Raw genomic sequence first — 25,736 nt, forward strand, 5'->3', positions numbered from 1 at the left:
GGCTCGGCATCTACGGGAAGGATCGGATGTTCGGCGCGCAGGTGCGTGCCCATCGCCAGCGGCGGGGCATGACGCAGGAGGAACTGGCCGCCAGGACGGGCGTGAGTGCCCGCAGCATCCGCAATCTCGAGGCCGGCCGGATCGACCGCCCACGCGCCAGCACCGTGCGGCTGCTCGCCGACGCGTTCGCGCTGCGCGGCGACGACCGGGACCGGTTCTTCCGGTCCGCGCTGGACGACGCCGGGCAGCAGCCGGCGGACGAGGCCCCGGCACGCGGGCGGCCCGCGCCCGCGCAGCTGCCCGCCGACGTGGCCGGGTTCGTCGGCCGCACCGACCACCTGCGACACCTCACCAAACTGCTCGACAACGCCGACCGGTCGGCGACCGTCGTCATCTCCGCCGTCGCCGGCACCGCCGGAGTCGGCAAGACCGCGCTGGCCGTGCACTGGGCCCACCAGACCCGGGACCGGTTCCCCGACGGCCAGCTGTACGTGAACCTCCGCGGCTACGACCCCGACCAACCCGCAAGACCCGACGACGTCCTCGCCAGGTTCCTCGACACGCTCGGCGTCACCGGCCCCGACATCCCCGCCGACCTGGACGAACGGACCGCCCGCTACCGCACCGAGATCGCCGGCCGGCGCATGCTCATCGTCCTGGACAACGCCGCCACCGTCGAACAGGTCCGCCCGCTGCTGCCCGGCACCGGACCGTGCATGGTGCTGGTGACCAGCCGTGACAGCCTCGCCGGACTCGTCGCCGTCCACGGCGCCCAACGCCTCACCCTCGACCTGCTCCCACCCGACGACGCCGTCACCCTCCTCCGCCGCCTGATCGGCCACCGCATCGACGCCGACCCCACCGCCGCCGCCACACTCGCCGCCCAGTGCGCCCTGCTACCACTGGCGCTACGGGTCGCCGCCGAACTCGCCGTCGCCCGCCCCACCACCCCCATCACGGAACTCGTCGACGAGCTGGCCGACCACCAGCAGCGCCTGGACCTCCTCGACGCCGACGGCGACCCCCGCGCCGCCGTGACCGCCGTGTTCTCCTGGTCGATACGACACCTTCCGCCCGACGCCACCCGAACCTTCCGCCTCCTGGGCCTGCACCCCGGCCCCGACTTCGACGCCTACAGCGCCGCCGCGCTCACCGGCGCCGGCCTCGCGCCGGCCCGCCACGCCCTGGACCGGCTCGCCCGGGCCCACCTCGTGCACCCCACCGGCCCCGGCCGGTACGCCATGCACGACCTCCTCCGCGCCTACGCCATCAGCCTGGCCAGTGCGGAGGACCCCGAGACCGGCCGCAGGGCGGCGTCGACCCGGCTCTTCGACTACTACCTGGCCACCGCCACGGCGGCCGCGCGTCTCCTGCACCCCGCAGGCGCCCAGGACCAGTCCGGCACTCCCCCGCCAGTCGCAGCCGCCCCGGACCTCACCGACCCCGAGACCGCCCAACGGTGGCTCGACGCCGAACGGCCCTGCCTCTTGGCCGCCGTCACCCACACCGCGGTCCACGGTCTGCCCACCCACGCGGTGCGGCTGTCGATGGCCCTGTACGAACACCTCGAAGGCGGCCACTACATCGACGCGCTGACCATCCACGGGCACGCCCGCGACGCCGCCCGCCAGACCGGCGACGTCGCCGGGCAGGCCCACACGCTGCTCGCCCTCGGCACCACCAACCTCGGCCTCGGCCGGACCGACCCCGCCGGGGAGTACCTCGCACAGGCGCTGACCCTGTTCCAGCGCGCCGGTGACCAGGTCGGCGAAGCCCGCGTCGTGCTCAACCTCGGCCGGGTCGACGACCACCGGGGGCGGCACCAGGTCGCCACAGACCACCACGAGCGGGCCCTGATCCTGTACCGGCAGCTCGGCGACGCGATCGGCGAAGCCCGCGTCCTGACCAGTCTCGGCAACGTCGAGGAGCACCGGGGGCGGTACGAGGCCGCCACCAACCACCACAGGCAGGCACTGACCCTGTTCCGGCAGGCCGGTCACACCACCGGCGAAGCCATGAGCCTGATGAACCTGGGCGTCGTGGAGGACTTCCGGGGTCTCTACCAGGCCGCCGCCGAGCACCACGGGCAGGCGCTCGCCCTGTTCCGGCAGACCGGTTACCCACGCGGCGAGGCCATGGCCCTGCACAACCTCGGCATCGCCGAGATGCGGCGGGGCCGCTACCAGGCGTCCGCCGAGCACCACGAGCAGGAGCTCGCGCTGTGCCGGCAACTCGCCTGGCCCCGCGGCGAGGCCTGGGCGCTGGACGGCCTGGGCAGTGTCCACACCCGGCTCGGCCGGCCCGACCGGGCCGCCGACCTCCACCAGCAGGCGCTCGCCCTCTTCCAGAAGTCCGGCGAGCGGGACGGCGAGACCCGGGCACTCAACGGCCTGGCCGAGGCCGCGATCGCCGCCGGCCGCCCCACCGACGCCCTGCCCCACCTCACCACCGTGCTCCGCACCGCCCCCCGCGACCAGCGGGCCCGCGCCCACGCGAGCCTCGGCCACGCCCACCGGGCCCTCGGCGACCCCGCCCTCGCCCGGCACCACTACGACCACGCCCTGGCCCTCTACACCGACCTCGGCTCCCCGCACGCCGCCGACGTCCGCGCCGACCTCACAGCGCTCGACGGCCGGTAGGCCAACGGATCAGTCCATGGCCGCCAGCAGCGCGTCGCTGACGGTCCTCGCGGCGGGAGAGCTGTAGGGCTGGAGCCCTTTCACCAGGGTCAGGCGGGTTCTGGTCAACCGCCGGTCGGTGAGGGGGACGCGGACCAGGGTGCCCTGCGCCAGTTCGGCGGCGGTGTCCTCGGCGGCCATGAAGATCGCCGTCATGGTGCGTGCCGCGATGTCGCGCAGCAGGGCGAGCGAGTCCACCTCGTGGCTGATCCTCAGGTGGGTACCGGTCTCCGCGCAGGCCCGGTCCACCTCCTGCCTGATGCCGAAGCGCGTGCCGGGCAGGGCGACCGGATGATCGCCGACGTCGCGCAGCGAGCACGCCGGCAGCCCGGCGAGCGGGTGGTCGGGGCGGACCATCACGGACAGGGGCAACGGCTGGTCCTTCAGCGTGATGACATCCGAGCGGGTCGGCGCTCCGAAGACGAACCCGAGGTGTGCGGTGCCCTCGGCGACGGCGGCACCGACGTCGTGGGAGCCGGCGACGCGGACATCGATGCGGATGTCGGGGTGGGTGGAGGCCAGCGCCTGGAGGGTGTCCGGGATGTACCGGCCCAGCGGGCCCTCGACGGTGGCGATGACGACGTGTCCGCGCACGCCGTGCCGGTCGGCGTCGAGCTCCGAACGCAGGTCGGCGGCGCGCTGCTGGGTGTGCGTCGCGAACTCCAGGACGTGGTGCCCGGCGGCGGTCAGGGTCATCCCGCGGGAGCCGCGGGTGAACAGCGGCACGCCGAGGTCCTCTTCCAGCAGGCGGATCTGGCGGCTGACGGCGCTGGGCGCCACGAACAGGTTCGCACCGGCGCGCATCACCGAGCCGGTGGCCGCGACCTCGCGGAAGTAGCGCAGCGCCGATGATTCGGTCGAGTGCAGCGGGCCACCTCCGGGCGTCTCGATGATCTTGCGATTTATTCGCAAGATCGCTGCCAGAAATCATTCTGGTCATCTCAATTGGCGAATGCAAGGCTCGTCGGTGAACCGACCCGCTTCCGCCGATCCCGAGGATGTGCCGTGTCCGATCTGGTGCCGACCCCGTTCGGCTACGCCTTCCTGCCAGGCGTCAGGCAGTACTCCCAGGGCGTGGTGGGCACCGAGGGCTACGGCCTGACCCGGGTGCAGTTCTCCTCCCCCGTGGCACTGCACGACGGGCTGAACCTGGCCGCGGAGATCATCGACGCCGCGGGCCGCCCGCCGGCCGCGCTGTGCGCCTGCGAGCTGCGCACGCCGGCCCCGTTCACGGAGGCGGAGTTCACCGCGTTCAACGGCCGGTACGTGGGCGCCCTGGCGGCCTTCGGCGTCCAGCTGCACGGCGGCGGCAGCCCGGTCGCCCGCACCAACGTGTGCCCACCCGCGGGACTGGTCGACGAGCCGAGCATGCATGCGTTCTGCTTCACCGTGCCGGCCACCGCCGGCCCGGTCACCGACTTCGTCGTCTCCGGCAGCGCCGAGGTCCCCGAGGGCCTGGACAACTACCACGACCATGTCGTCGCCCCGGGGGACACGACGCCCGGCGGCCTGCTGGACAAGGCACGGTTCGTGCTCGACGAGCTGACGGGTCGCATGGCCGGCCTCGGCGTGACCGGCGAAGCGCCACACGTCGTGCAGGTGTACTCCACGCACGACATCCATGCGGTCCTGACCGGCCCGGTCGCCACCGGGTTCGCGCCGCACCGCGGCGTGACGTGGCATCCCGCGCGGCCCCCGGTGGCGGGCCTGGACTTCGAGATGGACTGCCGCACGGTGAGCACCGAACGCCTGATCGACCCGCAGGGAAGGAAACACAGATGAAGCAGGAGCACTACGTACGACCCAGCGGGCTTCCGCCCGTCAACGGGTACAGCCACGCGGTCGCGCACCAGGGACGCAGCATCCTGGTGTCCGGCCAGGTGCCGCTGGACGCCGACGGGAACCTGGTGGGGGCCGGCGATCCCGAACGGCAGGTCGCCCAGGTCTTCACCAACCTGGCCACCGCGCTCGCCGCGGCGGGCGCCGGCCTGCACGACGTCGTGAAGCTGACCGTGTACCTGACCGACCGCGCCGACCTCGCCGCGTTCCGGCGCGTGCGGGATCGGCACATCGACCTGGCCCGGCCGCCGGCGAGCACGCTGGTGCTGGTCCAGGGCCTGATCGACCCGGAGTTCCGGGTGGAGATCGATGCCCTCGCCGTCCGCTGACGCCGCGGCGCCCGTCCTCCCGCCGGGCACGTGGCCGAGCCCGATCACCGCGGCGGACAAGGTCGGCTACGCAGGTGTCGCCGTCCGCGACGGCGGGGACACGGTGTGGTGGGCGCAGACCACGCCCGGGAGCACCGGCCGGGTGAGCGTGTTCCGCCACGACCGCGGTGGCTCGGTGCGCGAGGTGCTCCCCTGGCGGCTCGACGCGCGCACCCGGGTGCACGAGTACGGCGGACAGGGCTGGACCGCCGTGGGCGAGACCCTGGTGACGAGCAACTTCGCCGATCAGCGCCTGTACCGCGTGGACGGCGGCACGGCACTACCTCTGACACCCGACACCGGCCTCGCCGACCGGTACGCGCAGCCGACCGAGCTTCCAGGCACCGGGTGGGTCGTGTGCGTCGCCGAACGCCACCGGGCCACGGTGCGCCACGCGCTGGTCGCGGTGGCGCTCGACGGATCCGGTGCCGTCGTGGACCTGTGGACCGGGTCGGACTTCGTCGCGGCACCGGCGATCTCACCGGACGGGCGGAGCATCGCGTTTCTGACCTGGGAGCATCCGCTGATGCCCTGGGACGGGACGCTGCTGCGGACCGCGGCACTCACGTTCGATCAGGGACGTCCCGCCATCCACGACGTGACGGTCGTCCTCGGCGGGCCAGAGGAGTCGGTCCTGGCACCGTCGTGGATGGACGACCGCACGGTGTGCGCGGCGACCGACCGGACCGGGTGGTGGAATCTCGTCGCCGTACCGGCGGCCCACCCTTCCGCGGACGGCGAGCCGGCGCCGATGTGGCCGGTGGCCCAGGAGTGCGGTGTCCCGCTGTGGCAGCTGGGCTTCCGGAGCCACGTCCCGGTCTCCGGCGGTCGCACGGCGGTGGTGTCCGGCGGTCGGCTGGTCGTGCTCGACCCGGACGGCACCGCCGCCGCGTTCGAGTGCCCGTTCACCAGCTGGCTGCCATGGCTCGACGCCGAAGGTGACGTCGTCGCCGGGGTCGCGGCGGCAGACGACCGCGCACCCGCCATCGTCAAGGTCGACATCGTGACCGGCGCCTGGACCGTCCTCGCGGAGCCGCCCCAGCCGGATCCGGTCTGGACACCACGGCCGCACCGCCGCACCGTCCCGACCCCAACCGGGGAGGTGCCGGTGCACTTCTACCCGCCGACCTCGCCGCTGTACCGGTTGCCGGAGGGCACCGCGCCGCCGGCCATCATGTGGGCCCACGGCGGCCCCACCGCGTCCTTTCCGCAGCACCACCAGCCCGAAGTCGCCTACTTCACCAGCCGCGGCCTCGCCTTCGTCGCCGTGGACTACACCGGATCGAGCGAACGCGGCCGGCGGCACCGCACCGCGCTGCGGGGACAGTGGGGCGTCGCCGACGTCACCGACTGCATCGCCGCCGCCCGCGACCTCCTCGAGCGCAGCCGCGTGTCCCGCATCGCCATCCGCGGGATCAGCGCGGGCGGGCTCACCGCGCTGCTGGCACTGGCGCGGCCGGGCTCGCCGTTCGCCGGAGGCGTCTCCTACGCCGGCGTCGCCGATCTGAGCCACTTCGCGCGGCACACCCACGAGTTCGAGTCCCGCTACCTCGACGGGCTCATCGGGCCGCTACCCGAGGCGCAGGCCACCTACGACGACCGGTCACCGCTGTCACACATCGACGCGGTCACCCGGCCGGTACTGCTGCTGCACGGGGAGCGCGACCCGGTCGTTCCGCTGGAGCAGGCGCAGGCGCTGGCCCAGGCGCTGACCGCCGGGCAGGTGCCCCACGCCCTGCTCGTGTTCGCCGACGAGGGGCACCTCTTCGGCAAGTCAGAGACCATCGCCGCCGCGCTGGAAGCCGAGCTCGGCTTCTACGGCCAACTCTTCGGCTTCGACCCACCGGGCTTCGCGCGCCTCCCGCTGACCGGCGTGGCAGGAGATCCATGACGATCGACCGGCCCACCGTGATGATCACCGGCGCCACCGACGGTCTGGGCCGCGCCCTGGCCCACCGGCTCGCGGCCGACGGCACCCGGCTCGTCCTGCACGGACGCGACCCCGGCAAACTCCGCCACACCGCCGCGGAGCTGCGTCGCCGGCACGGCTGCCCACAACCGGCCACCGTCTGCGCGGACCTGTCCGAGCTCGCGCAGGTCCGCCGGCTGGCCCGCGACGTGGCGTCGGCCACCGACCGGCTCGACGCACTCGTCAACAACGCCGGAGTCGGCTTCGGCGGGCCTGAAGAGCGGCACCGGCAGCTCAGCGCCGACGGCCACGAACTGCGCTTCGCCGTCAACCACCTCGCCGGTTTCGACCTCACCCTGCGGCTGCTGCACCTCCTACGCCGCGCACCGCACGCCCGGATCGTCAACGTCGCCTCCATCGGCCAGCACCCGATCGACTTCGACGACGTCATGCTCGAACACGGCTACACCGCGGTGCGCGCGTACCGGCAGAGCAAGCTCGCCCAGATCATCGCCGGCCTCGAACTGGCCGAACGCCTGCGCGGCGAACCCGTCACCGTCAACAGCCTGCATCCGGCCACGTACATGCCGACCAAGATGGTGCTGGCCGGCCTCGGTCACAGCGTCGACACGCTCGAAGCCGGCACCGCCGCGACCTGGCGCCTGATCAGGCTACCCGAGCTGGCCGGCACCACCGGACGCTTCTTCGACCGCACCGCGGAAGCGCGCGCGCATCCCACCGCCTATCAGCAGGACGTCAGAACGCGGCTCTGGCGGCTCAGCATCGACCTCACCGCGGCGCCGCCACCCTGAGCCGGCGATGAAGGTGAACTGTCCCCCGTCGACGATGACGCCATCGGCCATGAGGTGAAGCTCCGCAACGAAGGCACGGCTCGGATCGTAGGTCCGCGCGCCGCGAGTCGCCGCCCCGGTGTCCATAGTGGACATTTGGAGGTTTCAGCCGCAATTGACGCCATCGACATGCCACGATGCGGTCGCGACCGGTCCGGCATGCCGGTGGGGCGGTCTGGGAGGATGCGGAGATGGCGAACGCATCTAGTGACGGCGTTGCGCGGCGGGTCGTGGTCGTCGGGTATGACGGGTCCGAGCTGCTCGACATCGCCTGCGTCACCTCGACGCTCGACCTGGCCGTCCGTGTCGCGGGGCGGGCGCTGTACCGGACGGAGCTGGTCTCCCCGAACGGGCAGCCGATCCGCTGTGACTCGGGTCTGGAGCTGCACAGCCACGGGTCGCTGCAGCGCGCGACGGGTGCGATCGACACGCTGGTCGTGTCCGGGGGTCGAGGGCACGAGGCCGCGGCCGCCGACCCGGCGATCGTCGCGCACGTCCGGCGGCTCGCCACGCTCGCCCGGCGGGTGGCGTCGGTGTGCACGGGCGCGACCGTGCTCGCGGCCGCCGGGCTGCTCGACGGCCGCCGGGCGACCACGCACTGGCACTACGCCGACGCGCTCGCGCGGCAGTACCCGTCCGTCCACGTCGATGCCCGGCCGATCTTCATCCGCGACGGGCGCGTCGCCACGTCCGCCGGTGTCACCAGCGCCCTCGACCTGACGCTGGCGCTGGTGACCGAGGACTGCGGGCCCGACCTGGCCCGGATCGTCGCGCAGGCGCTGGTCACCTACCTGCAGCGGCCGGGCAACCAGGCGCAGATGAGCGTGTTCACCGCACCGAACCCCGACCACGTGACGGTCCGCGAGGCCGTCGCCTACGTCACCGCGCACCTGGCGACCACGCTCGACACGGCGACGGTGGCCAAGCACTGCGACGTGAGCGCACGGCAGCTGCACCGGCTGTTCATCGAGCACCTCGGCATGCCACCCGGCCGGTTCGTGCGCCGCACCCGGCTGGACACCGCCGCGCGGCTGCTGTCGACCACCGGCCACCCCATCGGGCTGGTCGCCCGATGGTGCGGGTTCACGTCGCTGGAGACCCTCCGGCAGGCGTTCGTCGCGCAGTACGGAGTGCCGCCGTCGCAGTACCGGTCGATGTCGACGGCGCTCTCCGCCGGCCCGAAACCCGCTCGCAGCCGTGATGCGGGTGGCCCTTGCCCGGAGTGCCAGGATTCCTGACGCGATGACGGGTCCGCTCCCTCACCTGGCCGCGGCGTGGTCACAGTGAGGGCATGAACCCCTCGCACACCGTCGATCGAGACACGTCCTCGTGGCTGACGCGCCGCTGGCCGACCGCGGTCGGACTGGCCGCCGCGACCGCTGTGCTGCTCACCGTCGCCGACCGGGAGACCGCCGTCACCTGCGTGTGGGTGGCCGCGCTCTGCTACGTCGCGGCGGCCGCGCTGCACCGGCCGTGGATGGCGTGGGTGGCCGTGCCCGCCGGCAGCGTCGTCATCGCCGTCGGGGAGATCGCCGGCACGGGTCGATGGGTGCTGCTGGGCGCCACCGCGGCCGTGCTCGCCGCCGGCGCCCTGATCGTCGGCGGCCCGCGCCGCCAGGTGGTCACGCAGAGCGTCGCCGGCGTCGTGTACGGCGGTCTCGCGCTCGCCGCGTTGACCCTCGACCCGAATGCCGGCCTCGTCGCGGCCGGGCTCGTCCTGGCCGCACACGCGGCGTGGGACGCCCTGCACCACCGCCGCGGGACGGTCGTGTCCCGCTCGCTGGCCGAGGCCTGCATGGCGCTGGACCTGCCGCTCGGACTCGGCCTGGTCGTGCTCGGCCTCGCCGGGTGAAGGTCCCTCACCGCACCACTGTCCTGAATTCGTCCAACGGTGCGGCCCGCGCGGCCGCGCCGATCCCCGAGGAGCTTCGATGACCAACGCTCAAGCGACACCCCGCCGCCGCCGTGGGGTGCTCGGTGTCGCCCTGTCCCTCGCGTTCGCCACGCTCGTGCCGCTCGCCGCGCCGGCGGCCCCGGCCGGCGCGGCACCGCCGGGCGCCGTCGCCGACGCTGAGATCGCCAGGATCCTTGCCACCGACCCGGCCGCGACCCGACTGTCCGCCGATCAGGTCGCCTGGCCCGACGACGGCGTGGTCCTCACCGTCACCGGAGAGGCGGCCGGCAGCTGGTGCGGGACCGGGCGGGCCTGCGTGCACGCCGACGCCAACCGGGCCGGCTACGGGTACGCCTTCTACCGCTGCGGGACCTACCGCCTCCCGGAGTACGGCTTCCCCACCGGCCAGCGCGCCGGCGCCTCCTCCTGGTACAACAACCAGACCGGCGGCGCCAAGATCCGGTTCGAGGACGAGTGGTTCACGCTGACCCCCGTCCTGGCCGGGCACGGGTTCGGCAACATGCCCGGCTACCTGAACGACCGCGCCTACTGGCTGGAACTGCTCTGCTGACGACCTGAACGCACGACCGGCGCGTGACGGTCCATGTCGGACGGTCACGCGCCGCGGTGGTCCCGCGTCGAGGTCAGCCGTTCACGAAGCCGGTTCGACCGGGAGCCAGAGCTCGCAGGTCGCGGTGGTGAAGTCGGCGGCACGGTCGAGGATCGAGACGATGGAAGGGCCCGGCCGCAGGCGCCACGGGTTGGAGGGGAACCACTCGGTGGCGGTCGCCGCCCAGGTCGACTGCAGCGTCTGCGGGAACGGGCCGCTGGTGCGGAACACGGCCCACCGGCCGGCCGCGACCTCGATGGCGTCGAGGTCCTCCGGTACTGCCGATCCCTCCGCGACGGCGACGCCGTGCAGGTAGGTCAGCTCGGTGCCCTCGGCGGCGTCGGGGTCGACGTCGTCGGTGACCTGCAGCAGGCCACCGGGTTCGGTGTCGCTCAGCGCCTTCAGGCGGACGTGCTCCGTCTGCGGCAGGGCGGCGATGTGCGCCTGGATGTGCGGGTTGACGCCGTGGTGGATCAGCGGCACGCGGGCCGCGTGCCCGATGAGCCGGAACGCGGGCCGCTCGACGATGCGGGTGTCCATGGGGTTGCTCCCTTCGACGGTCAGGCGGAACCTGACCTGCGGTTGAGTGCGAAGGGGGCCACCGTCCCGCCGGACGTCGCCGGGCGCGGCGCCGTGCACCGCCCGGAACGCCCGCCCGAACGCCTCGGTCGAGGTGTACCCGTACCGGACGGCGATGCTGAGCAGGTCGTCGCTGCCCTGCACGACGTCGGCCGCGGCGACCGTCATCCGGCGCCGCCGCACGTACTCCGACAGCGGCATCCCCGCCAGCGACGAGAACATCCGCCGCAGGTGGTACTCCGTCGTGCCGGCCGCCGCGGCGAGCCCGGCGACGTCGAGCTCGCCGGTCAGGTGCCGCTCGACGTGGTCCACGAGCCGGTTGAGCGCTGCGATCACAGTGGCCTCCCTTCGACGTCCAGCCTCGCCGCCCGCGGGCCGGTCGCGCCCGACACCTGCGGACCGATCCGATCATCCGGCAGCATCGCCGCCGCGGGACACACCGACACCGCGGCGGCGGTTAAGGTGCGACCCCATGGGCCTGCATTGTGGATACCTCGTCGCCACCGCCGAACCCGCCGCGCTGCTGGAGGAGCTGTCCCGGCACGCGGGCGAGTTCGCGACGGGGGCCGTGGTCGACCGGACCGCCGACGCGGACGCCGACGAGTTCGGACTGCTGCTCGGCGGTGGCGACGGCCGGGCGTTCCTGGTCGACGCGTCCATGATACTGTCCGACGCGGCCGACATGATCATCGAGATGTCAAAGGCGCTGGGCACCGTCGTCGGCGCCGGTGCGGAGACGGTTTCCGGCTCGTACTGGCTGACGGTGGCGCGCGACGGTGACCTCGTCCGGCACGCGTTCATGTCGTTCGCGGGGCTGACCCTCGGCATGGCGATCGGTGAGCCGCTGCCGTGCGAGGAGGAGTTCCCGCTCGTCGACAGCAGCGGCGACGGCGTGTTCGCCGCGATGGCGGAGTTCGGGCTCGACCCGTCCGCGTGGCTGAGCTCCGGGCCGGCGACGGTCGTGGCGTTCGACGCGACCAGGCTCCCGGCGGGCGGGCGCGTCGCCGAGATCCGCCGCGAACACACCGAGCGGCACGGGCGCCCGGACGGCGAGTGGCTGCACGAGCTCGTCGCCGTCGAGGCGAAGCAGTCCCGCCGGGCTGTCAGCGGTTGACGTTGCCGGTGTCGTGAATCCGCGGGGCGGGCTTCTGCCAGCACAATGGTCCGCATGGATGTGCAGCTGACCGTTGTGAGCCTGTTCCCCGACGACGCTGGGGCGCAGGACGAGGCCACCCGGATGTTCGGCGCCGAGCTGTGGCGTGCGGGTGTCGACGCCGTGCCGGTCACCGCGCCGGCGCCGGAGGGGGCGAAGTCCGGTGCCGCGCAGACGATCGGGCAGCTCGCGGTCGCCGGGGTGTTCTCCGCCGCGACCGTCACCGCGATCAGCCAGATCGCGGTCGCGTTCATCAACCGGCACGCCGCGAAACGGATCAGGCTGACCGCCGGCGACGTCGAGCTGGAGATCGACGGCGACCTAGGCCCGGCGCAGCAGGAGGCGCTCGCCAAGGTCGTCGCCGCGCTGGCGGACCGCGGGGCCGCCGGCTGATGGCCCGGCACGCGCTGCTCGTCGGCACCGACGTCTACGACGATCCCGCGCTCACCGAGCTGGCCACCCCGGTCAAGGACGCCGACGCGCTCGCCCGGCTGCCGCGGGGATCCGCGGTGCGGCGGAGGAAGAAGCCCGCGACGGTGCTCGGCCCGGATGCGCCGAGCCCGCCGCGGGGCATGTGGTCAGCTCTTGACGGAGCCTGCCATGAGACCACCGATGAACCAGCGGCCGAGCACGATGTAGACGAGCAGGGTGGGCAGCGACGCGATCAGCGCGCCGGCCATCGAGGCGGCGTAGTCCGGGGACTGGGCGCCGGCGAGGGCGTTGAGCGCGATGGTGATCGGGCCGTTGCGGGTGTTGGACATGAAGATGGCGAACAGGTAGTCGTTCCAGGCCGACGTGAACTGCCAGATCACCGTGACGACGAAGCCGGGTGCGGACAGCGGCAGGATCACCGACCCGAACGTGCGGAGCATGCCGGCGCCGTCGACGCGGCTCGCCTCGATCAGCTCGACGGGCACGGTGGTGGCGTAGTAGTTGCGGAAGATGAGCGTGCAGATGGGGATGCCGTAGACGCAGTGGACGAAGACCAGGGTCGGGATGCCGGGCGGCAGGCCGATGTCGTGGACGATCGAGCGCAGCGGGATCATGACGGCCTGGTACGGGATGAACATGCCGAACAGGATCAGCGTGAACACCACGTCGGCGCCGGGGAAGCGCCAGCGGGACAGCACGAAACCGTTGGCGGCGCCCAGGATCGAGGAGATGACCGCGACAGGGACGGCGAGCTCGAACGTGCGGATGAACGACGGCCGCAGCGACGTCCACGCCTTCTCCCACGACGCGAACGTCCACTCGTGCGGGAGGTTCCACTGGCCGTTGACGCCGATCTCGCGGCCCGACTTCAGGCTGGTCACGATCAGCACGTACGCCGGCATCAGCACGATGACGAGGAAGAGCAGCAGCAGCGCGTACGTGATGACCCGCCCCAGTGGCGAGCGGCGGTTGATCCCGCCGCTCGGCTTGCGGCCAGGGGACGGCACCGTGGCGGCGTCGGCGGCGTCGCGTGGGATGGTGGCGGTCATGAGCGTCGCTCCACGCGGTTGTTGTAGACCAGGTACGGGATGATGACGACCGCGACGAGCAGCAGCAGGATGACCGAGATCGCGGCGGCCTTGGCGTAGTCGCTGGTGAGCAGCGTCTGCCACACGTACACGGCGGGGACCTCGGTGATCCACTGGGCGCCCGACACCGACATGATCAGGTCGAACATCTTCATCGACATGTGCCCGAGGATGATCAGCGCCGACAGTGCGGTCGGGGTGAGCTGCGGGAAGATGACGTGCCGGTAGAGCTGGTAGCCGGAGGCGCCGTCCATCGCGGCGGCCTCGCGCAGCTCGGCGGGGATGCCGCGGAACCCCGACAGGAACAGGGCCATCACGTAGCCCGACAGCTGCCAGATCGCGGGCAGGGCCATCGCGGCCATGCCCCAGTCGGGGTCGGTCCACCACGGGTTCTGCAGGAAGCCCAGGTGCAGGTCGACGAAGATGCGGTTCAGGCCGCCTGCGGCGTCACCCGTGCCGGAGTTCATCAGCCACCGCCACACGACGCCGGACGCGACGAACGACACGGCCATCGGGAACAGGTACACCGCCCGGAAGAACCCCTCGGCGCGCACGCCGCGCTCCAGGAGGAACGCCCACAGCAGGCCCATCAGCAGGGCGCCGAGCATGAAGACGACGGTGAAGACGAGCAGGTTCTTGAGCGAGTGCACGAACCGGTCGTTGATGTCCTCGGTGAAGAGGTCGACGAAGTTCTTCAGCCCGACGAATCCCTTGCTGCCCAACGCGTCGTGCTCGTCGGTCAGCGACAGCTTCGCGGTCCAGCCGATGAGGCCGTACACGAAGACGCCGAGCACGACGAGCGAGGGGGACAGCAGCAGCAGGCCCGGCGCCCACCGGCGCATCCGGGCCGTGTTCTTGGTGGTCAACGTTCTCCAATCACCGACGCGCCGGGGCTTTGAAAAAAGCCCCGGCGCGAAGACACCTACTTGCCGGCGAACTGCTTGGCGGCGGCGACGAGCGCCTTCTGCAGCGAAGCGACGTCACCGTCGCTGGAGAACTTGCCCTGCGCCGAGCCGACCGCACCCTGCCAGCCCTGCGAGCAGGCCGAGCCGTGCGGGCAGGACGGGACCGGGGTGCCCTTGGCCCAGTCGGCGATCGCGGCCTGCTGGTAGGCCGGGTAGTCGGTCGCGACGGAGTCGGTGCGGGCCGGGATGGAGCCCTTCTTCACGTTGAACGCCTTCTGCCCGGCCGCGGAGCCGAGGGTCTTCAGCCAGCACTTGGTGCCTTCGGCGTTCTTGGCGTTCTTCGGCAGCACGAACGAGTCGGCCAGCCACTGGTAGGCGTCGCCGTTGCCCGGGAACACCGAGTAGCTGTAGTCCTTGAAGTTCTTGGCGTCGAGGTCGGCGGCCTCCCAGTCACCCATGAGCTGGAACGCGGCCTTGCCCTCCATGAGCAGCTTCTCCGCGTCGGTCCAGTCGAACGTGTCGCGGTCCTTGTTGCTGTAGGTGAGCAGCTTCTTGTAGTCGTTGATCGCGGTCGTCACGTCCGCGCCGGCCCAGTCGGTCTTGCCGTTCCACAGGCCGTTGAACTTGTCGGCGCCGAGGTCGGAGATGAGCACGGCCTCGAACAGCATCTGCTGCGTCCAGTCCTTGCCCAGCGCGAGCGGCGCCGCGATGCCCTTGGCCTTCAACGTGTCCAGCTGCGTGAAGAACTCGGGCAGCGACTTCGCCGGCGCGGTGATGCCCGCGTTGGCCAGGACGGTCTTGTTGGCCCACAGCACGTTCGCGCGGTGGATGTTCGCCGGCACGGAGTAGATCTTGCCGCCGACGGTGAGACTGTCGACGAGACCCTTCGGGAACGCCGTGGTCAGGCCCCACTCCTTGTACTGGGCGCTGAGGTCCTCGATCTGGCCGGCCTTGATGTAGTCGGACAGCTCGGCGCCGGCGTGCGCCTGGAACGTGTCCGGCGGGTCGCTCTGCTGCAGGCGGGACGCGAGGACCTGCTTGGCGTTGGAGCCGGCACCGCCGGCGACCGCGCCGTTGACGAACTCGTACTGCGAGCAGTCGGTCTTGAACTGCGCGACGAGGCCGTCCAGGCCCGCCTTCTCACCGCCGTCGGCCCACCAGGTGAAGACCTCGACCTTCTTGCTGCCACCACTGCCGTTGCTGCTGCCGTCGCCGTCGTCGGCGCCGCAGCCGCTCACCACGAGGGCGAGGGCGAGGCCGGCGGCGGTGACGAGCGCACGCGTCTTGACGCGCATGTGTCCTCCTGTGCGGGGATTACACGGGGGTGTTGAGAGATGTCGGTGTGTGGTCGAACATGTTTGAGCATGATTGAAAGACCTGCCCGAACCTTCGTCCCGCACAGGCTGTTCTGTCAACTCACGGCAATCAAACTGTGATGTGACGGCACATGGCCCAGACTTTTGACGAGACTTGACGAAACTCGCTACCTCGGCTTCTCATACCCGGACGCGGTCGATCATCGCCACGGACGCGTGACGCCGAAGCGCCGGCCGCGATCCACGCGGACTGATTGAACCGGTGCCGCAGCGGGCAACCACTCTCCTAAGTGGTGTGTCGCGCCTCCCCCGGCGCGGCGCCGATCGGCAACGAATGCGAGGAGCGGTTTTCATGGCTGAGAACACCAAGCAGACCAGCGAGAAGGCGGCCTCCGCGGCGAGCGAGGTCCTGCGCGATCCCGACGCGACCAGCGCGGACAAGCAGGCCGCCGGCAGCGCGCTGTCGCAGAAGGCCCCGAAGTCCGGCTCGCAGAAGTGACGCACCGACGAAGGCCCGGCCGATCCGGCCGGGCCTTCGTCGCGCGAGGGATCTCAGCCGCGTTCGAGCAGCTTCGCCATGCGGGCCTGATCCTCGAGGACCTCGTTGATGCGGGCCTGCACGGTGTCCATCTGGCCGATGGTCTCGCTGGTGACGTGGATGCCGTCGGTGACGGACTGGGCGTTGGTCTGGATGCCGGCGACCTGCTCGGCGACCTTCTGCGTCGCCGTGGCGGTCTCGCGGGCGAGATCCTTGACCTCGCCGGCCACGACCGCGAAGCCCTTGCCGACGTCGCCGGCGCGGGCTGCCTCGATGGTGGCGTTGAGGGCGAGCAGGTTCGTCTGGTCGGCGATCGACGAGATGATCTTGATGACGTCGCCGATCGCGGTCGACGACTCGCTCAGCGCCGTGACGTTCGTGGTCATCTCCGAGGCCCGTGCGACCGCCTCCCGCGCGACCCCGGTCGCGTCCTGGCTGGCGGAGCGCAGCCGGGAGATCGAGTCCAGCAGGTCGCGGGCGTTGGTGGCGGCGGTCTCCTGCGCGCGGCAGATGTCGAGCCGCTGCGACACGAGCTGCTGCACGTTGCGCAGCGCTGACGCCCTGGACTCGCTGAGCTCGATGAACTCGGTGGTGAAGAAGTCCATCGTGCCGATGACCCGGTCACCGATCATGATCGGAAAGCAGATGCCCGACCTGACGCCCGCGCGCTGGGCGGCCGGTGCCCGTACGCAATCCGTCAACTCGGCGAGATCGCGGATGAACACCAGGTCACGGGCCCGCCACGCGCGACCGGACAGGCCGACGCCCTCGGCGAACGTGGCCGCCAGGGTGACCTGGCGGAACTCGTCGCCGGCGGAGCCGGACTCCAGCTGGAAGCGCAGCTCCTGGGTGGCCGGGTCGACCTCCCAGTAGGAGCCGTACGCCCAGCCGAACGCGCTGCGCACCGTGTCCAGCGCGGCCCGGATCACGCTCTGCGAGTCGTGTGCCGAGCCGAGCGCGGCGACGACCGTCGTGACCGCGAGCCGGTCGTCGGCGAGCTGCTGCAACTGGACCGCGTTGCAGGCCTGGGTGCGGGCCTGCTCGGCGATGCGGGCGATCGCGTTCCACTTCTCGGTCCGCGGCCCGTCGACGCGCGGCTCGAGCGGCGAGTAGTACTCGAAGACCGCGATGACCTCGCCGGCCTTGACCACCGGGATCAGCACGGCGGAGACGGCACCCGCCCGGGTCGCCGCCTCGCAGCGCGGGCAGTCCCGGACACCGCGGGTGTCGTCGGCGTAGATCGGCCGGCGGCCCTGGAAGGCCCGACCGACCAGCCCGCCGGTCGCGCCGGCGACCGCCTTCAGCTGCCCGGCGATCGGTCCGGTCTCGAACTCGAGCCGCAGCCCACCGGCCGGCCCCGTCACGGACCCCGCAGCGGAGCCCGGGGACCCGGGCAGCCAGACCGCGCCGTAGAGAAACCCGTGGGAGCCGACCAGCGACTCGACCGTGATCCGCCAGGTCGACGCCTCGTCGGTCGCCCGCTCCAGGGCGGCGACCAGCTGCTCCAGGGCCTCCACGTCCCGGGGGACCGCGGAGCTGGGCTCCTGGACTCGACCACGTGCTCGCAGCAGGCCCAACGTGACCCCTTCGGTCGGTGCGACGGTTGCGCTTCCCACCAATCGACACCGAACCCTGCAACCTTACGGCTTCCGGGCGACCACCGCGTAGATCTGCAGATCCTCGCTGACCGGGCGCTGATCGGTGTCGGGGCGCCAGTCGCCGACCGGGACGATGCCGGGCTCGACGATCTCCAGGCCCGCGAAGTAGCGCTCGAGAGTGGCCCGGGGCCGGGCGCGGACGTCGGTGCGGCCGGCGGCGAACATCTGCTCATACGCGGTGATGCCCTGCTGGGTGCTGAAGTCCATCGTGCCATGGGTGATCACCAGATAGCTGCCGGACGGCACCGCGTCGACCAGGCGCTTGACGATGGCGGCGACCTGCTCGTCGTCGTGGACGAAGTGCAGGGTGGTGATCAGCAGGACGCCGACCGGGCGGGTCAGGTCGAGCGTCTCGAGGAGGCTCGGGTGCTCCAGGATCGAGTCGGGGTCGCGGACGTCGGCCTCGAGGTAGGCGGTCGCGCCGCGCGGGTCGCCCTGCAGCAGCGCCCGGGCGTGCACCATCACGATCGGGTCGTTGTCGACGTAGACCACCCGCGACTCGGGGGCGACCCGCTGCGCGACCTCGTGCGTGTTGTCGGGCGCGGGCAGGCCGGTGCCGAGGTCGAGGAACTGCCGGACGCCGGCCTCGGCCAGGAAGTGCACGACGCGGCGCAGGAACACCCGGTTGGCCCTGGCCAGGGCGACGACGGCCGGGAAGGCGGCGGCGATCGCGTCGCCGGACTCGCGGTCAGCTGCGAAGTGGTCCTTGCCGCCGAGCCAGTAACTGTACCGCCGCGCGGGGTGCGGCACAGTGGTGTCGATCCGGCTCTGCTCGCTGCTGTCCACCGGCGTCCTTTCCAGGCGGCGTGCTGTGTCGTGACCGAACTTAGTGGTTCGTCACAACAACACCAACCACCGCCCGGGCTACTCGCCGATACCGGTCCGGCCCGGATCGGCCAGGGTCTCGTCGATGTCGGCGCTGGTCTTGGCCAGGATCGAGCGGACCTGGTCGCGGGTCAGCTCCCCCGGCGCGTGCCACAGCTCGGCGAAGTCCTTGGCGATCACGCTCTCCACCACGATCCACGCGGCGACCGACGGGTACATCCTGCCGTGGCCGATCATCTCGCGGAACGCGGCGTACGCGGGCTCCGTCTCCAGCCTCGTCCCCGCGACCGCTTCCGAGCGCGCGGGCCAGAGGCCGGTGCTCACGGCGTACCGCTGCTGACTCTGCTTCCCGGTGAGGAACCGCACCCATTCGAAGGCGGCTCCGGGGTGCTTCGCGTCCTTGAGGATCGCCAGGTTGGAGCCGCCGAGGAAGCCGAACCGCCCGGCCTTGCCCGCGGGCAACGGCGCGGTCGCCCAGCCGGCCCGCAGCCCGGGGCGGTCCGGGTCGGCCAGGAAGTCGCCGACGGACTGGGAGTTGTCGATGGTGACGGCGCCGCGGCCGGCGGCGAACGCGGCCGGCACGTCATTGTTGATCATCTTCGCCACCTGCGGGTCGTTGAACCGCGTGACCAGCCGCTGGTAGTAGTGCACGGCGTCGACGGCCGCCGGCTCGGACAGGCGCGACGCGGTGCCGGCCGTGTCCAGCAGGTCCCCGCCCGCGCTCCACACGAACGGTGCCACGTTGTGGATGATGCCGAAGGTGTTCTCGTTGCCGATCGCCAGCGGCGCGACCCCGCCGCCGGCGGCCTGGATCCGCTGCAGGGCCGCCTCCAGCGACTCCCACGTGGCGAACGCCGTGGCCGCGTCCAGACCGGCGGCCTTGAGCACGTCGGTGCGGTAGAACAGCGCCCGCACGTCGACCAGCCACGGCATCGCCGTCGTGTCCGGGGATCCGATGAGATGGCTGGAGCTCCAGCTGGCGGCGGTGAAGGCCGTCTGCCCGCCGACCGCGTCGATCTCGGCCGCCGTGTAGGGGCGCAGCGCCCCCAGCCGGCTGAAGCCGCCGACCCAGGTGGTGCCGAGCTGGGTGACGTCGGGGCCTTCGCCGCTGGCCGACGCGGTGCTCAGCCGGGTGAGCGCGTCCTCCCAGACGACCCGCACGGGGTTGACGGTGATGTTGGGGTGCGCGGCGTGGAACTCCTTGGCCTCCTCGGCGACGGCCTTCTCCTGCAGCGGCCCGCCCGACGGCATGTACCAGAAGTCGATCGTGACGGGCGGCTGGTCCGCGGCGTACCCGACCGTCTCCTTCGCACCGTCACCGCCTCCGGCACACCCGGACATCGCGAGCACGGTGACGGCGGCGACGGCCAGAACCCTGAACACGCCCCGTTCATCGGCAGCACGGTCCTCCACTTGAGCACGGAGCCGGGGGCGGATAGTCGACACAAGTCGTGTCACGGAAATGAGGCTGATCGCGCTGACCTGCGTCACCACGGCTTCCGGTCGGTCGGGGCCATGGCGGCGGGCCGATACCGTCCGTGCGGCTGCGCCTCCGAGCCTGGGGGTGCACCCCGATGCGGAGGCCTTTGCCAGATGAGACACATAACTGTGCTGTTCGTGCTCGCCCTGACCGCGGGCGGCCTGACCGGCTGCACGATCGAGACGCAGGTCGGGACGCCGTCAGCGGGCCGGGTCATCGGCGCACCCACGGCCGATCTCCCGCCGAAGGAGGCGCTGCTGGCGGCGGTGAACACGCTGGGCAGCACCGCGTACACGTTCGAGATCAAGCAGGGCGCGAAGACCGGCGGGGGCAGGATCGACCCCGCGGACCAGGCCGCCACGATGTCCATGGGCGGCCGGGTCGGGACCATCGACATCTCAGTGGCGTACACCGTCATCGCGCCCGAGCTGTGGGTCAAGGCCGACTTCGGCGCGCAGCTCAACAAGGCGTGGGGCGTCGACGCGGCGCACTGGATGCGGGTCGACCGGTCGAAGGTCGGCGCCTCGGCGACGCTGCCGATCGACCCTGCCGGCGCACCACGCCTGGGCATCACCGAGCTGTGCGAGAACGGTCTCGGCGAGGTCGAGCGGACCGATGCCACCCACTACAAGGGCACCATCGACGTGACGGCCGCCGACACCATCCTCGCCCCTCCGGACGACGCGGTGCGCAAGGCCGGCGCGAAGGCCAAGGCGGTCCCGTTCACAGCGACCGTCGACGCCAAGGGCCGGCTGACCGAGTTCGCCGTGGACGGCGACGCGATCGACCCGGAGCTGTCGATCCGGCTGACCTTCGCCGGCTTCGGCTCGGTCCAGCCGGTCACCGAGCCGGCCGGCGCGATCCCCGCCCCGGACTCGGTCTACGAGCTGTTCGAGTGACGCTCCCGCGGCGGGGTGCGGTGGCTCTCGCACCCCGCACGGTTTCCCTGAAATCCTATCTGGTAACTAGCAATTAGTCCACGCCCGCGGCCGTCTTCGTGACGAGCGCGACGGGTCGTTGACCGCCGCCGCGGCCTGCCGCGGGTGCCCGCTCCCCGCCTGCCCGCGACCACCACGTAGGGCGGCAGCACCAGAGCGCTCCCGGTCGCGGGGTCGGAACCCTGCGACCGGGAGCCGGTGAGCCGGGACGCGTCAGGCCCAGTCGCTCGCGGACCAGGCCTGGCCCGACCAGGTGCGGCCGGACCACGTGCGACCCGACCAGGTCCGGCCCGACCACGTGCGGCCGTCCCAGACGGCGCCGGACCACGTGCGGCCCGACCAGGTGCGACCGGCCCAGTTGCCGCCGGACCAGGTGCGGCCCGACCACGTGCGGCCGTTCCACGTGTCGCCGTTCCAGGCGGTGCCCGTCGTGCAGACCTGCGCCCAGCCGGCCGGCGTCCACGCCTGGCCCATGATGTCGACCTCGCCGGTGAGCTCGGTGCCCGTGTCGGGGTCGGCGACGTGCGAGGTGCCGCGCGACGCCTCCAGCGAGCCGAGGCCCGTCGCCGGCAGGTAGCCCTGCGCCGCGGCGGCCGGGGTCGGCGCCTTCACGGCGGCGGCGATGTCGAGCTGGCCCGCGCCCTGGGCGAGCGTGTCACCGGCCGGCATGGCGTCGGCGGTGCCCGTCAGCAGCTTCTTCACCTGGTCAGGGGTGAGCTCGGGGCGCTGCTGCAGCAGCAGCGCGGCGGCGCCGGACACGACCGCGGCGGCCTGCGAGGTGCCGCTGCCACGGAAGTACCGCTGGTCGGGGTCCTCGGGGATGCGTGCCTGCGGGTAGGCGGCGTCGATGAAGGCGTTGGGCACGCGCAGCGACACCACCGACTTGCCGGGCGCGACGAGGTCGGCGTGGCGGGTCGCGGAGCCGCCGGTGCTGAAGTCGGCGACGACGTCGTCGGAGCGGTCCGCGGTGGTCAGCGGGTCGGCGGCGCCGATGGCCAGGACGTTCGGGTTCTGCGCCGGCATCCCCACGCGGGACTCCTGGAGGCCGTCGTTGCCGACGGACACCACGACGACGATGCCCTTCTTCCAGGCCGCCTCCACCGCGTACGACAGCGGGTCGAGGCGCGGGTCCTGGGTCGAGTCGGTGCCGAACGACAGGTTGAGCACCCGGATGTTGAGGCCGGGGTCGTCCTTGTGCGTCACGACCCAGTCGACCGCCGCGATGACCTGCGAGACGTCGACGGCGCCGTCGGCCGCGGCGACCTTCATGTTGACCAGGTGCGCGTCCGGCGCGACCCCGACGAACCGCTTCTTGTCCGCCTCTTTGCCGGCCGCGACCCCGCTGTCGCGGCCGGCGATGATGCCCGCCATGTGGGTGCCGTGCCCGAACGTGTCCAGGTTGCGCAGCGCGGGCGTCTGCGACTCGAACGACAGGTCGGGGCCGTTGACGACCTTCCCCGGCGTGTCGAGACCCGCGACCGGCGCGATCCCGGAGTCGATGACGGCGACGCCGACGCCCTGACCGGTCAGCTTCGCGCCGGACGCGTCGGTGGCCGACCAGACGTCCTGCGCCCCGATCGACTGGGTCAGGCTGTACATCGAGTGCTGGTCCTTGTCGGCGTTCCACTCCTCGCCCTGCAGGCGCACCGCGCCGTCGAGCGTGACCGCCCGTACACCCGGCGCGGCGCTCACCGCGGCGAGCGCGCCCGCGGGAATCGTCGCGGTGAACGCCCCGACCAGGTCGAGGTGCTGTCCCACGGCGCCTCCCACCCGGGCTACGGCGGCCTCCGCTCCGCCGGTCCCGTCATGCCGGACGATCACCGCCATCGACGCCTCGGCGGCGTGCCCCGTGCGGACGGCCGCGGCCGCCGGCCCCACGAGCGGCCCGGCCAGCAGACCGGTCGCCGCGGTCGCGGCAACAGCGGCCCGGATCAGGGAACCTGAACGCATCAAACCTCCATCTGACGGTGCGGTCATTCGATCGTGAGGCCCCCGCGGGCCCGGGGCTGTCGTCCGATCAGCCGGTCCCGTCCCGTTTCGTGGTAACCACCGCCACATCGCCCGACTCAGCACCCTGCTCGCACCCGTCCCGCATCCGAGCCCGTCGTCTGCGAAGCTCCCGGCACCGACGAGGGGTCAGCGTCGCGGTGGTTCGACGACGCGCGGCGGATGCGGGAGGATGACAGGGCGTCACCGGGACGCACCGGGGAGAAGGAGAGGCCCGTTGGGCGAGGACGGCGGCGCGCCGCGCGATGCGCGACTGCTGGCAATGCTCGACGACGACCGGCAGGGCTGGGTGCTCGCCACGGCGGTGCGCGAGGACGGCGAGATCGTCGACTTCGAGATGGTGTACATCAACGACGCCGGCTGCCGGTTCGCGGGCCGGTCCCGCGAGGAGCTGATCGGCCGGCGCTACCGGGAGGTGTGGCCGGAGACCGTGCACGACGGGACGCTGCCGCTCTACCGGGAGGTCGTGGAGACGCGGCAGCCCGTCACCCGCACGGTCTACTACGACCGGCCGAGCGTGACCGGGCACTTCGAGATGCGGGTCAGCCCGTGGGGTGACGGGCTCGGGGTGCGGTTCGTGGACCTGCGGCAGCTGACGGTCGCGCCGCAGTCGACGGGTGGCACCCGGCTGTATGACGTCCTCGACGCCGCCTTCGACGGCTTCACGCTGCTGCGGGCGGTGACCGACGGCAGCGGCGCGATCGTCGACTTCGTCTGCGACTACGTCAACCAGCTCGGCGCGAAGCTCGTCGGCCGCACCGCCGAGGAGGTCATCGGGCACCCGCTCAGCGAGGTGGCACCCGGCAGCTGGGACGACGGCCTGTTCGACCGGTACCGGTCGGTGGCCGAGACCGGCGAGCCGTGGCTGGGGCAGCGGCCGTATCCGCAGGTCGGCCAGGTGTGGGAGGTGAAGATCGCCCGGGCGCGGACCGACGCGGGCACGCCGGCCGTGGCGGTGTCGTTCCGGGAGGTCACCGACCAGGTCGGGCAGCAGCGGCACCTCGCCGCCGTCGCCGCGGAGGCCGAGCGGGCCGCCGCCCGCGCGACGGACGCGGCGGCCCGCGCCACCGCGCTGCAGACGGCGACGACGGCGCTGGTCGCGGCCAGCACGACGGCCGAGGTGTACGCGGCGATCGGCTCGGTGCTGCGCCCGTCGGCGGGCGGCCAGGGCCTCGCGCTCCTGCTGCTGCACGAGCAGCGGCTGCAACTGCGGTTCCACGACGGTTACGAGCCCGACGTCGTCGAGAAGCTGCGGGAGCTGCCGCTGGACCACCCGTATCCGGCGACGGCGGTCGCGCGGACCGGGCAGCCGCTCTACCTGACGTCCCTCGCCCAGTTCCAGGCCGCGCAGCCGGACCCGGCGGCGGCGGTGCCGGCGGGCGAGCGGCAGGCCTGGGCGTTCCTGCCCCTGGCGGTCGGCGGTGAGGTCCTCGGCACGCTCGTCGTCGGCTACCGCAGGCCGCGCGAGTTCGACTACGACGAGCAGGCGACGCTCATGGCTCTCGCCGGCCTCGGCGCCCAGGCGCTGCAGCGGGCGCTGCTCTTCGAGGCGCGCACCACGCTCGCGTCCGCGCTGCAGCGGGCGCTGCTGCCCGCGACGCTGCCGCGCGTGCCGGGGCTGCGCCACGCGGCCAGGTACCTGCCGTGGACCCACGGCGTCGACGTCGGCGGCGACTGGTACGACATCATCGACCTCGGCGAAGGGGCCGTCGGCGTCGTCATCGGCGACGTCGCCGGGCACAGCGCGGCGGCCGCGGCGACGATGGGGCAGGTCCGCAACGCGCTGCGCGCGTACGCCGGCGAGCGGCACAACCCGGCCAGCGTCGTGCACCACGTCAACCGGCTGGTGCTGGACCTGCACCCGGACACCATCGCGACCTGCTGCTACCTGGAGGTGCACCTCGCGGAGGGCACCGTCACCGCCGTCACGGCCGGGCATCCCCCGCCGATGCTGCGGACCGCCGACGGTGTGCACCGGCTGGGGCTGCGGCCCGGCCCGCCGATCGGCGTGACACCTGACGCGGTCTACCTCGACACGACGCTGCTGATCCCGGAGGCGGCGACGCTGCTGCTCTACACCGACGGCCTCGTCGAGGACCGCCGGCACCCGATCGACCAGGGGCTGCGGGAGCTGCGCGCGGCCCTGCACAGCGCGCCGACCCGGGATCCCGGCGGCACCCTTGACCACATCCTCGGCAGCGACGTCGGCCCGCGGCCCCGCACCGACGACGTCGCCGTCCTCTGCCTCACCAGCGACGCCGTGCCGACCGCGCCGCCGACCGCGCGGCGCCGCTTCCGGGGCGAGGCGATCAGCGCGGCGGCGGCCCGCCGCTTCGCCGCCGACATGCTCACCGCGTGGAAGCAGGCACCGATCATCGACGACGCGCTGCTGCTGCTCGACGAGGTGATCACCAACGCGATCCAGCACACCGTCGGTGACGTGACCGTCGAGCTGTGCCTGGACGAGTACCTGCGGGTCACCGTCCACGACACCAGCATCCGCCCGCCGGAGCGCCGGACGTCACCGGCCGGTGCGGACAGCGACAACGGCCGCGGCCTCCACATCATCGAGCACCTGGCGGCCGCGTGGGGTTCCGAGCTCGTCCCGACCGGCGGCAAGCTCGTCTGGTTCGACCTGCCCCGCGTCTGACCGGGATGCCAACCTGGT

At 72.4% G+C, this 25,736-nt stretch carries 22 protein-coding genes; 13 read left to right on the forward strand and 9 right to left on the reverse strand.

Annotated elements, in window-relative coordinates; genetic code table 11:
* Nucleotides 1–26: 26 nt before the first annotated feature.
* Complete coding sequence (locus ACQEVZ_RS48560; protein WP_433381454.1) at nucleotides 27–2,639, forward strand: ATP-binding protein; 2,613 nt, start codon at nucleotides 27–29, stop codon at nucleotides 2,637–2,639.
* Between the two features lie 9 nt (nucleotides 2,640–2,648).
* On the opposite strand, the gene ACQEVZ_RS48565 is transcribed toward ACQEVZ_RS48560, so the two are convergent.
* The gene (locus tag ACQEVZ_RS48565; protein ID WP_433381457.1) at nucleotides 2,649–3,590 is read right to left on the reverse strand and encodes a LysR family transcriptional regulator; all 942 of its coding nucleotides are present in this window, start codon (nucleotides 3,588–3,590) and stop codon (nucleotides 2,649–2,651) included.
* Between the two features lie 93 nt (nucleotides 3,591–3,683).
* Here ACQEVZ_RS48565 and cnbZ point away from each other — a divergent pair, with 93 nt between their 5' ends.
* The 7 genes from cnbZ to ACQEVZ_RS48600 all read left to right on the forward strand — a co-directional run bounded on the left by cnbZ (nucleotide 3,684) and on the right by ACQEVZ_RS48600 (nucleotide 10,110).
* Nucleotides 3,684–4,460, forward strand: coding sequence for a 2-amino-5-chloromuconate deaminase CnbZ (gene cnbZ / locus ACQEVZ_RS48570; RefSeq protein ID WP_433381460.1), 777 nt, complete (start codon nucleotides 3,684–3,686; stop codon nucleotides 4,458–4,460).
* Nucleotides 4,457–4,846 (forward strand): RidA family protein, encoded by a 390-nt coding sequence (locus ACQEVZ_RS48575; RefSeq protein ID WP_433381463.1) that lies wholly within the window; start codon nucleotides 4,457–4,459, stop codon nucleotides 4,844–4,846. The genes cnbZ and ACQEVZ_RS48575 overlap by 4 nt, the downstream gene beginning before the upstream one ends.
* A complete protein-coding gene (locus ACQEVZ_RS48580) occupies nucleotides 4,827–6,776 on the forward strand; it encodes a prolyl oligopeptidase family serine peptidase (protein ID WP_433381466.1) in 1,950 nt (649 codons plus the stop codon). Before ACQEVZ_RS48575 ends, ACQEVZ_RS48580 begins: the two co-directional genes overlap by 20 nt.
* A complete protein-coding gene (locus ACQEVZ_RS48585; protein ID WP_433381469.1) occupies nucleotides 6,773–7,606 on the forward strand; it encodes an SDR family NAD(P)-dependent oxidoreductase in 834 nt (277 codons plus the stop codon). The genes ACQEVZ_RS48580 and ACQEVZ_RS48585 overlap by 4 nt, the downstream gene beginning before the upstream one ends.
* Before the next feature lie 230 nt (nucleotides 7,607–7,836).
* The gene (locus ACQEVZ_RS48590; RefSeq protein WP_433381471.1) at nucleotides 7,837–8,883 is read left to right on the forward strand and encodes a GlxA family transcriptional regulator; all 1,047 of its coding nucleotides are present in this window, start codon (nucleotides 7,837–7,839) and stop codon (nucleotides 8,881–8,883) included.
* 53 nt (nucleotides 8,884–8,936) lie between these two features.
* On the forward strand, nucleotides 8,937–9,497 hold the full coding sequence (locus ACQEVZ_RS48595; protein WP_344499984.1) for a hypothetical protein: 561 nt from the start codon (nucleotides 8,937–8,939) through the stop codon (nucleotides 9,495–9,497).
* A 79-nt stretch (nucleotides 9,498–9,576) separates the two neighbouring features.
* Nucleotides 9,577–10,110, forward strand: a complete 534-nt coding sequence (locus ACQEVZ_RS48600; protein ID WP_344499982.1) for a hypothetical protein — start codon at nucleotides 9,577–9,579, stop codon at nucleotides 10,108–10,110.
* A gap of 81 nt (nucleotides 10,111–10,191) precedes the next feature.
* On the opposite strand, the gene ACQEVZ_RS48605 is transcribed toward ACQEVZ_RS48600, so the two are convergent.
* Nucleotides 10,192–11,064 (reverse strand): AraC family transcriptional regulator, encoded by an 873-nt coding sequence (locus tag ACQEVZ_RS48605; RefSeq protein WP_433381474.1) that lies wholly within the window; start codon nucleotides 11,062–11,064, stop codon nucleotides 10,192–10,194.
* Nucleotides 11,065–11,200: 136 nt separating this feature from the next.
* On the opposite strand from ACQEVZ_RS48605, the gene ACQEVZ_RS48610 reads away from it, so the two are divergent.
* On the forward strand, nucleotides 11,201–11,842 hold the full coding sequence (locus tag ACQEVZ_RS48610; RefSeq protein ID WP_433381477.1) for a hypothetical protein: 642 nt from the start codon (nucleotides 11,201–11,203) through the stop codon (nucleotides 11,840–11,842).
* Nucleotides 11,843–11,896: 54 nt separating this feature from the next.
* Nucleotides 11,897–12,274, forward strand: a complete 378-nt coding sequence (locus ACQEVZ_RS48615) for a hypothetical protein (protein ID WP_433381480.1) — start codon at nucleotides 11,897–11,899, stop codon at nucleotides 12,272–12,274.
* 185 nt (nucleotides 12,275–12,459) lie between these two features.
* Here ACQEVZ_RS48615 and ACQEVZ_RS48620 read toward each other — a convergent pair whose 3' ends face one another.
* From ACQEVZ_RS48620 to ACQEVZ_RS48630, 3 genes are all read right to left on the reverse strand, one after another.
* Entirely contained in the window at nucleotides 12,460–13,362 is a 903-nt protein-coding gene (locus tag ACQEVZ_RS48620; RefSeq protein ID WP_425552119.1) for a carbohydrate ABC transporter permease, read from the reverse strand.
* Nucleotides 13,359–14,243, reverse strand: coding sequence for a carbohydrate ABC transporter permease (locus tag ACQEVZ_RS48625; protein ID WP_433386118.1), 885 nt, complete (start codon nucleotides 14,241–14,243; stop codon nucleotides 13,359–13,361). The genes ACQEVZ_RS48620 and ACQEVZ_RS48625 overlap by 4 nt, the downstream gene beginning before the upstream one ends.
* Before the next feature lie 80 nt (nucleotides 14,244–14,323).
* The gene (locus ACQEVZ_RS48630; RefSeq protein WP_354894470.1) at nucleotides 14,324–15,601 is read right to left on the reverse strand and encodes an ABC transporter substrate-binding protein; all 1,278 of its coding nucleotides are present in this window, start codon (nucleotides 15,599–15,601) and stop codon (nucleotides 14,324–14,326) included.
* 373 nt (nucleotides 15,602–15,974) lie between these two features.
* Between ACQEVZ_RS48630 and ACQEVZ_RS48635 the strand changes: the two genes are divergently transcribed.
* On the forward strand, nucleotides 15,975–16,121 hold the full coding sequence (locus tag ACQEVZ_RS48635; protein WP_344499974.1) for a hypothetical protein: 147 nt from the start codon (nucleotides 15,975–15,977) through the stop codon (nucleotides 16,119–16,121).
* Between the two features lie 53 nt (nucleotides 16,122–16,174).
* On the opposite strand, the gene ACQEVZ_RS48640 is transcribed toward ACQEVZ_RS48635, so the two are convergent.
* The 3 genes from ACQEVZ_RS48640 to ACQEVZ_RS48650 all read right to left on the reverse strand — a co-directional run bounded on the left by ACQEVZ_RS48640 (nucleotide 16,175) and on the right by ACQEVZ_RS48650 (nucleotide 20,026).
* Nucleotides 16,175–17,776, reverse strand: a complete 1,602-nt coding sequence (locus ACQEVZ_RS48640) for a methyl-accepting chemotaxis protein (RefSeq protein ID WP_433381485.1) — start codon at nucleotides 17,774–17,776, stop codon at nucleotides 16,175–16,177.
* A gap of 24 nt (nucleotides 17,777–17,800) precedes the next feature.
* Nucleotides 17,801–18,604, reverse strand: a complete 804-nt coding sequence (locus ACQEVZ_RS48645; RefSeq protein ID WP_344499968.1) for an SAM-dependent methyltransferase — start codon at nucleotides 18,602–18,604, stop codon at nucleotides 17,801–17,803.
* A 78-nt stretch (nucleotides 18,605–18,682) separates the two neighbouring features.
* Entirely contained in the window at nucleotides 18,683–20,026 is a 1,344-nt protein-coding gene (locus ACQEVZ_RS48650) for an extracellular solute-binding protein (RefSeq protein WP_433381489.1), read from the reverse strand.
* 210 nt (nucleotides 20,027–20,236) lie between these two features.
* Here ACQEVZ_RS48650 and ACQEVZ_RS48655 point away from each other — a divergent pair, with 210 nt between their 5' ends.
* Complete coding sequence (locus ACQEVZ_RS48655; RefSeq protein WP_433381492.1) at nucleotides 20,237–21,022, forward strand: hypothetical protein; 786 nt, start codon at nucleotides 20,237–20,239, stop codon at nucleotides 21,020–21,022.
* 252 nt (nucleotides 21,023–21,274) lie between these two features.
* Here the strand turns inward: ACQEVZ_RS48655 and ACQEVZ_RS48660 are convergent, their stop codons facing one another.
* Entirely contained in the window at nucleotides 21,275–23,011 is a 1,737-nt protein-coding gene (locus ACQEVZ_RS48660) for a S8 family serine peptidase (protein ID WP_433381495.1), read from the reverse strand.
* A 274-nt stretch (nucleotides 23,012–23,285) separates the two neighbouring features.
* Between ACQEVZ_RS48660 and ACQEVZ_RS48665 the strand changes: the two genes are divergently transcribed.
* Nucleotides 23,286–25,718 (forward strand): SpoIIE family protein phosphatase, encoded by a 2,433-nt coding sequence (locus tag ACQEVZ_RS48665; protein WP_433381498.1) that lies wholly within the window; start codon nucleotides 23,286–23,288, stop codon nucleotides 25,716–25,718.
* The last annotated feature ends 18 nt before the right edge of the window (nucleotides 25,719–25,736 follow it).

The organism is Dactylosporangium sp. CA-152071 (assembly GCF_050936335.1).
GTDB classification, from domain to species: domain Bacteria; phylum Actinomycetota; class Actinomycetes; order Mycobacteriales; family Micromonosporaceae; genus Dactylosporangium; species Dactylosporangium maewongense.

Bases quoted from the DNA above. Each gene is read 5' to 3' on its own strand.
- ACQEVZ_RS48560 (WP_433381454.1), top strand. From the start codon at position 27: ATGTTCGGCGCGCAGGTGCGTGCCCATCGCCAGCGGCGGGGCATGACG.
- ACQEVZ_RS48580 (WP_433381466.1), top strand. From the start codon at position 4,827: ATGCCCTCGCCGTCCGCTGACGCCGCGGCGCCCGTCCTCCCGCCGGGC.
- ACQEVZ_RS48595 (WP_344499984.1), top strand. From the start codon at position 8,937: ATGAACCCCTCGCACACCGTCGATCGAGACACGTCCTCGTGGCTGACG.
- ACQEVZ_RS48625 (WP_433386118.1), bottom strand. From the start codon at position 14,243: ATGCGCCGGTGGGCGCCGGGCCTGCTGCTGCTGTCCCCCTCGCTCGTC.
- ACQEVZ_RS48635 (WP_344499974.1), top strand. From the start codon at position 15,975: ATGGCTGAGAACACCAAGCAGACCAGCGAGAAGGCGGCCTCCGCGGCG.
- ACQEVZ_RS48630 (WP_354894470.1), bottom strand. From the start codon at position 15,601: ATGCGCGTCAAGACGCGTGCGCTCGTCACCGCCGCCGGCCTCGCCCTC.
- ACQEVZ_RS48615 (WP_433381480.1), top strand. From the start codon at position 11,897: ATGGATGTGCAGCTGACCGTTGTGAGCCTGTTCCCCGACGACGCTGGG.
- ACQEVZ_RS48620 (WP_425552119.1), bottom strand. From the start codon at position 13,362: ATGACCGCCACCATCCCACGCGACGCCGCCGACGCCGCCACGGTGCCG.
- ACQEVZ_RS48590 (WP_433381471.1), top strand. From the start codon at position 7,837: ATGGCGAACGCATCTAGTGACGGCGTTGCGCGGCGGGTCGTGGTCGTC.
- ACQEVZ_RS48585 (WP_433381469.1), top strand. From the start codon at position 6,773: ATGACGATCGACCGGCCCACCGTGATGATCACCGGCGCCACCGACGGT.
- ACQEVZ_RS48660 (WP_433381495.1), bottom strand. From the start codon at position 23,011: ATGCGTTCAGGTTCCCTGATCCGGGCCGCTGTTGCCGCGACCGCGGCG.
- ACQEVZ_RS48610 (WP_433381477.1), top strand. From the start codon at position 11,201: ATGGGCCTGCATTGTGGATACCTCGTCGCCACCGCCGAACCCGCCGCG.
- ACQEVZ_RS48575 (WP_433381463.1), top strand. From the start codon at position 4,457: ATGAAGCAGGAGCACTACGTACGACCCAGCGGGCTTCCGCCCGTCAAC.
- ACQEVZ_RS48600 (WP_344499982.1), top strand. From the start codon at position 9,577: ATGACCAACGCTCAAGCGACACCCCGCCGCCGCCGTGGGGTGCTCGGT.
- ACQEVZ_RS48655 (WP_433381492.1), top strand. From the start codon at position 20,237: ATGAGACACATAACTGTGCTGTTCGTGCTCGCCCTGACCGCGGGCGGC.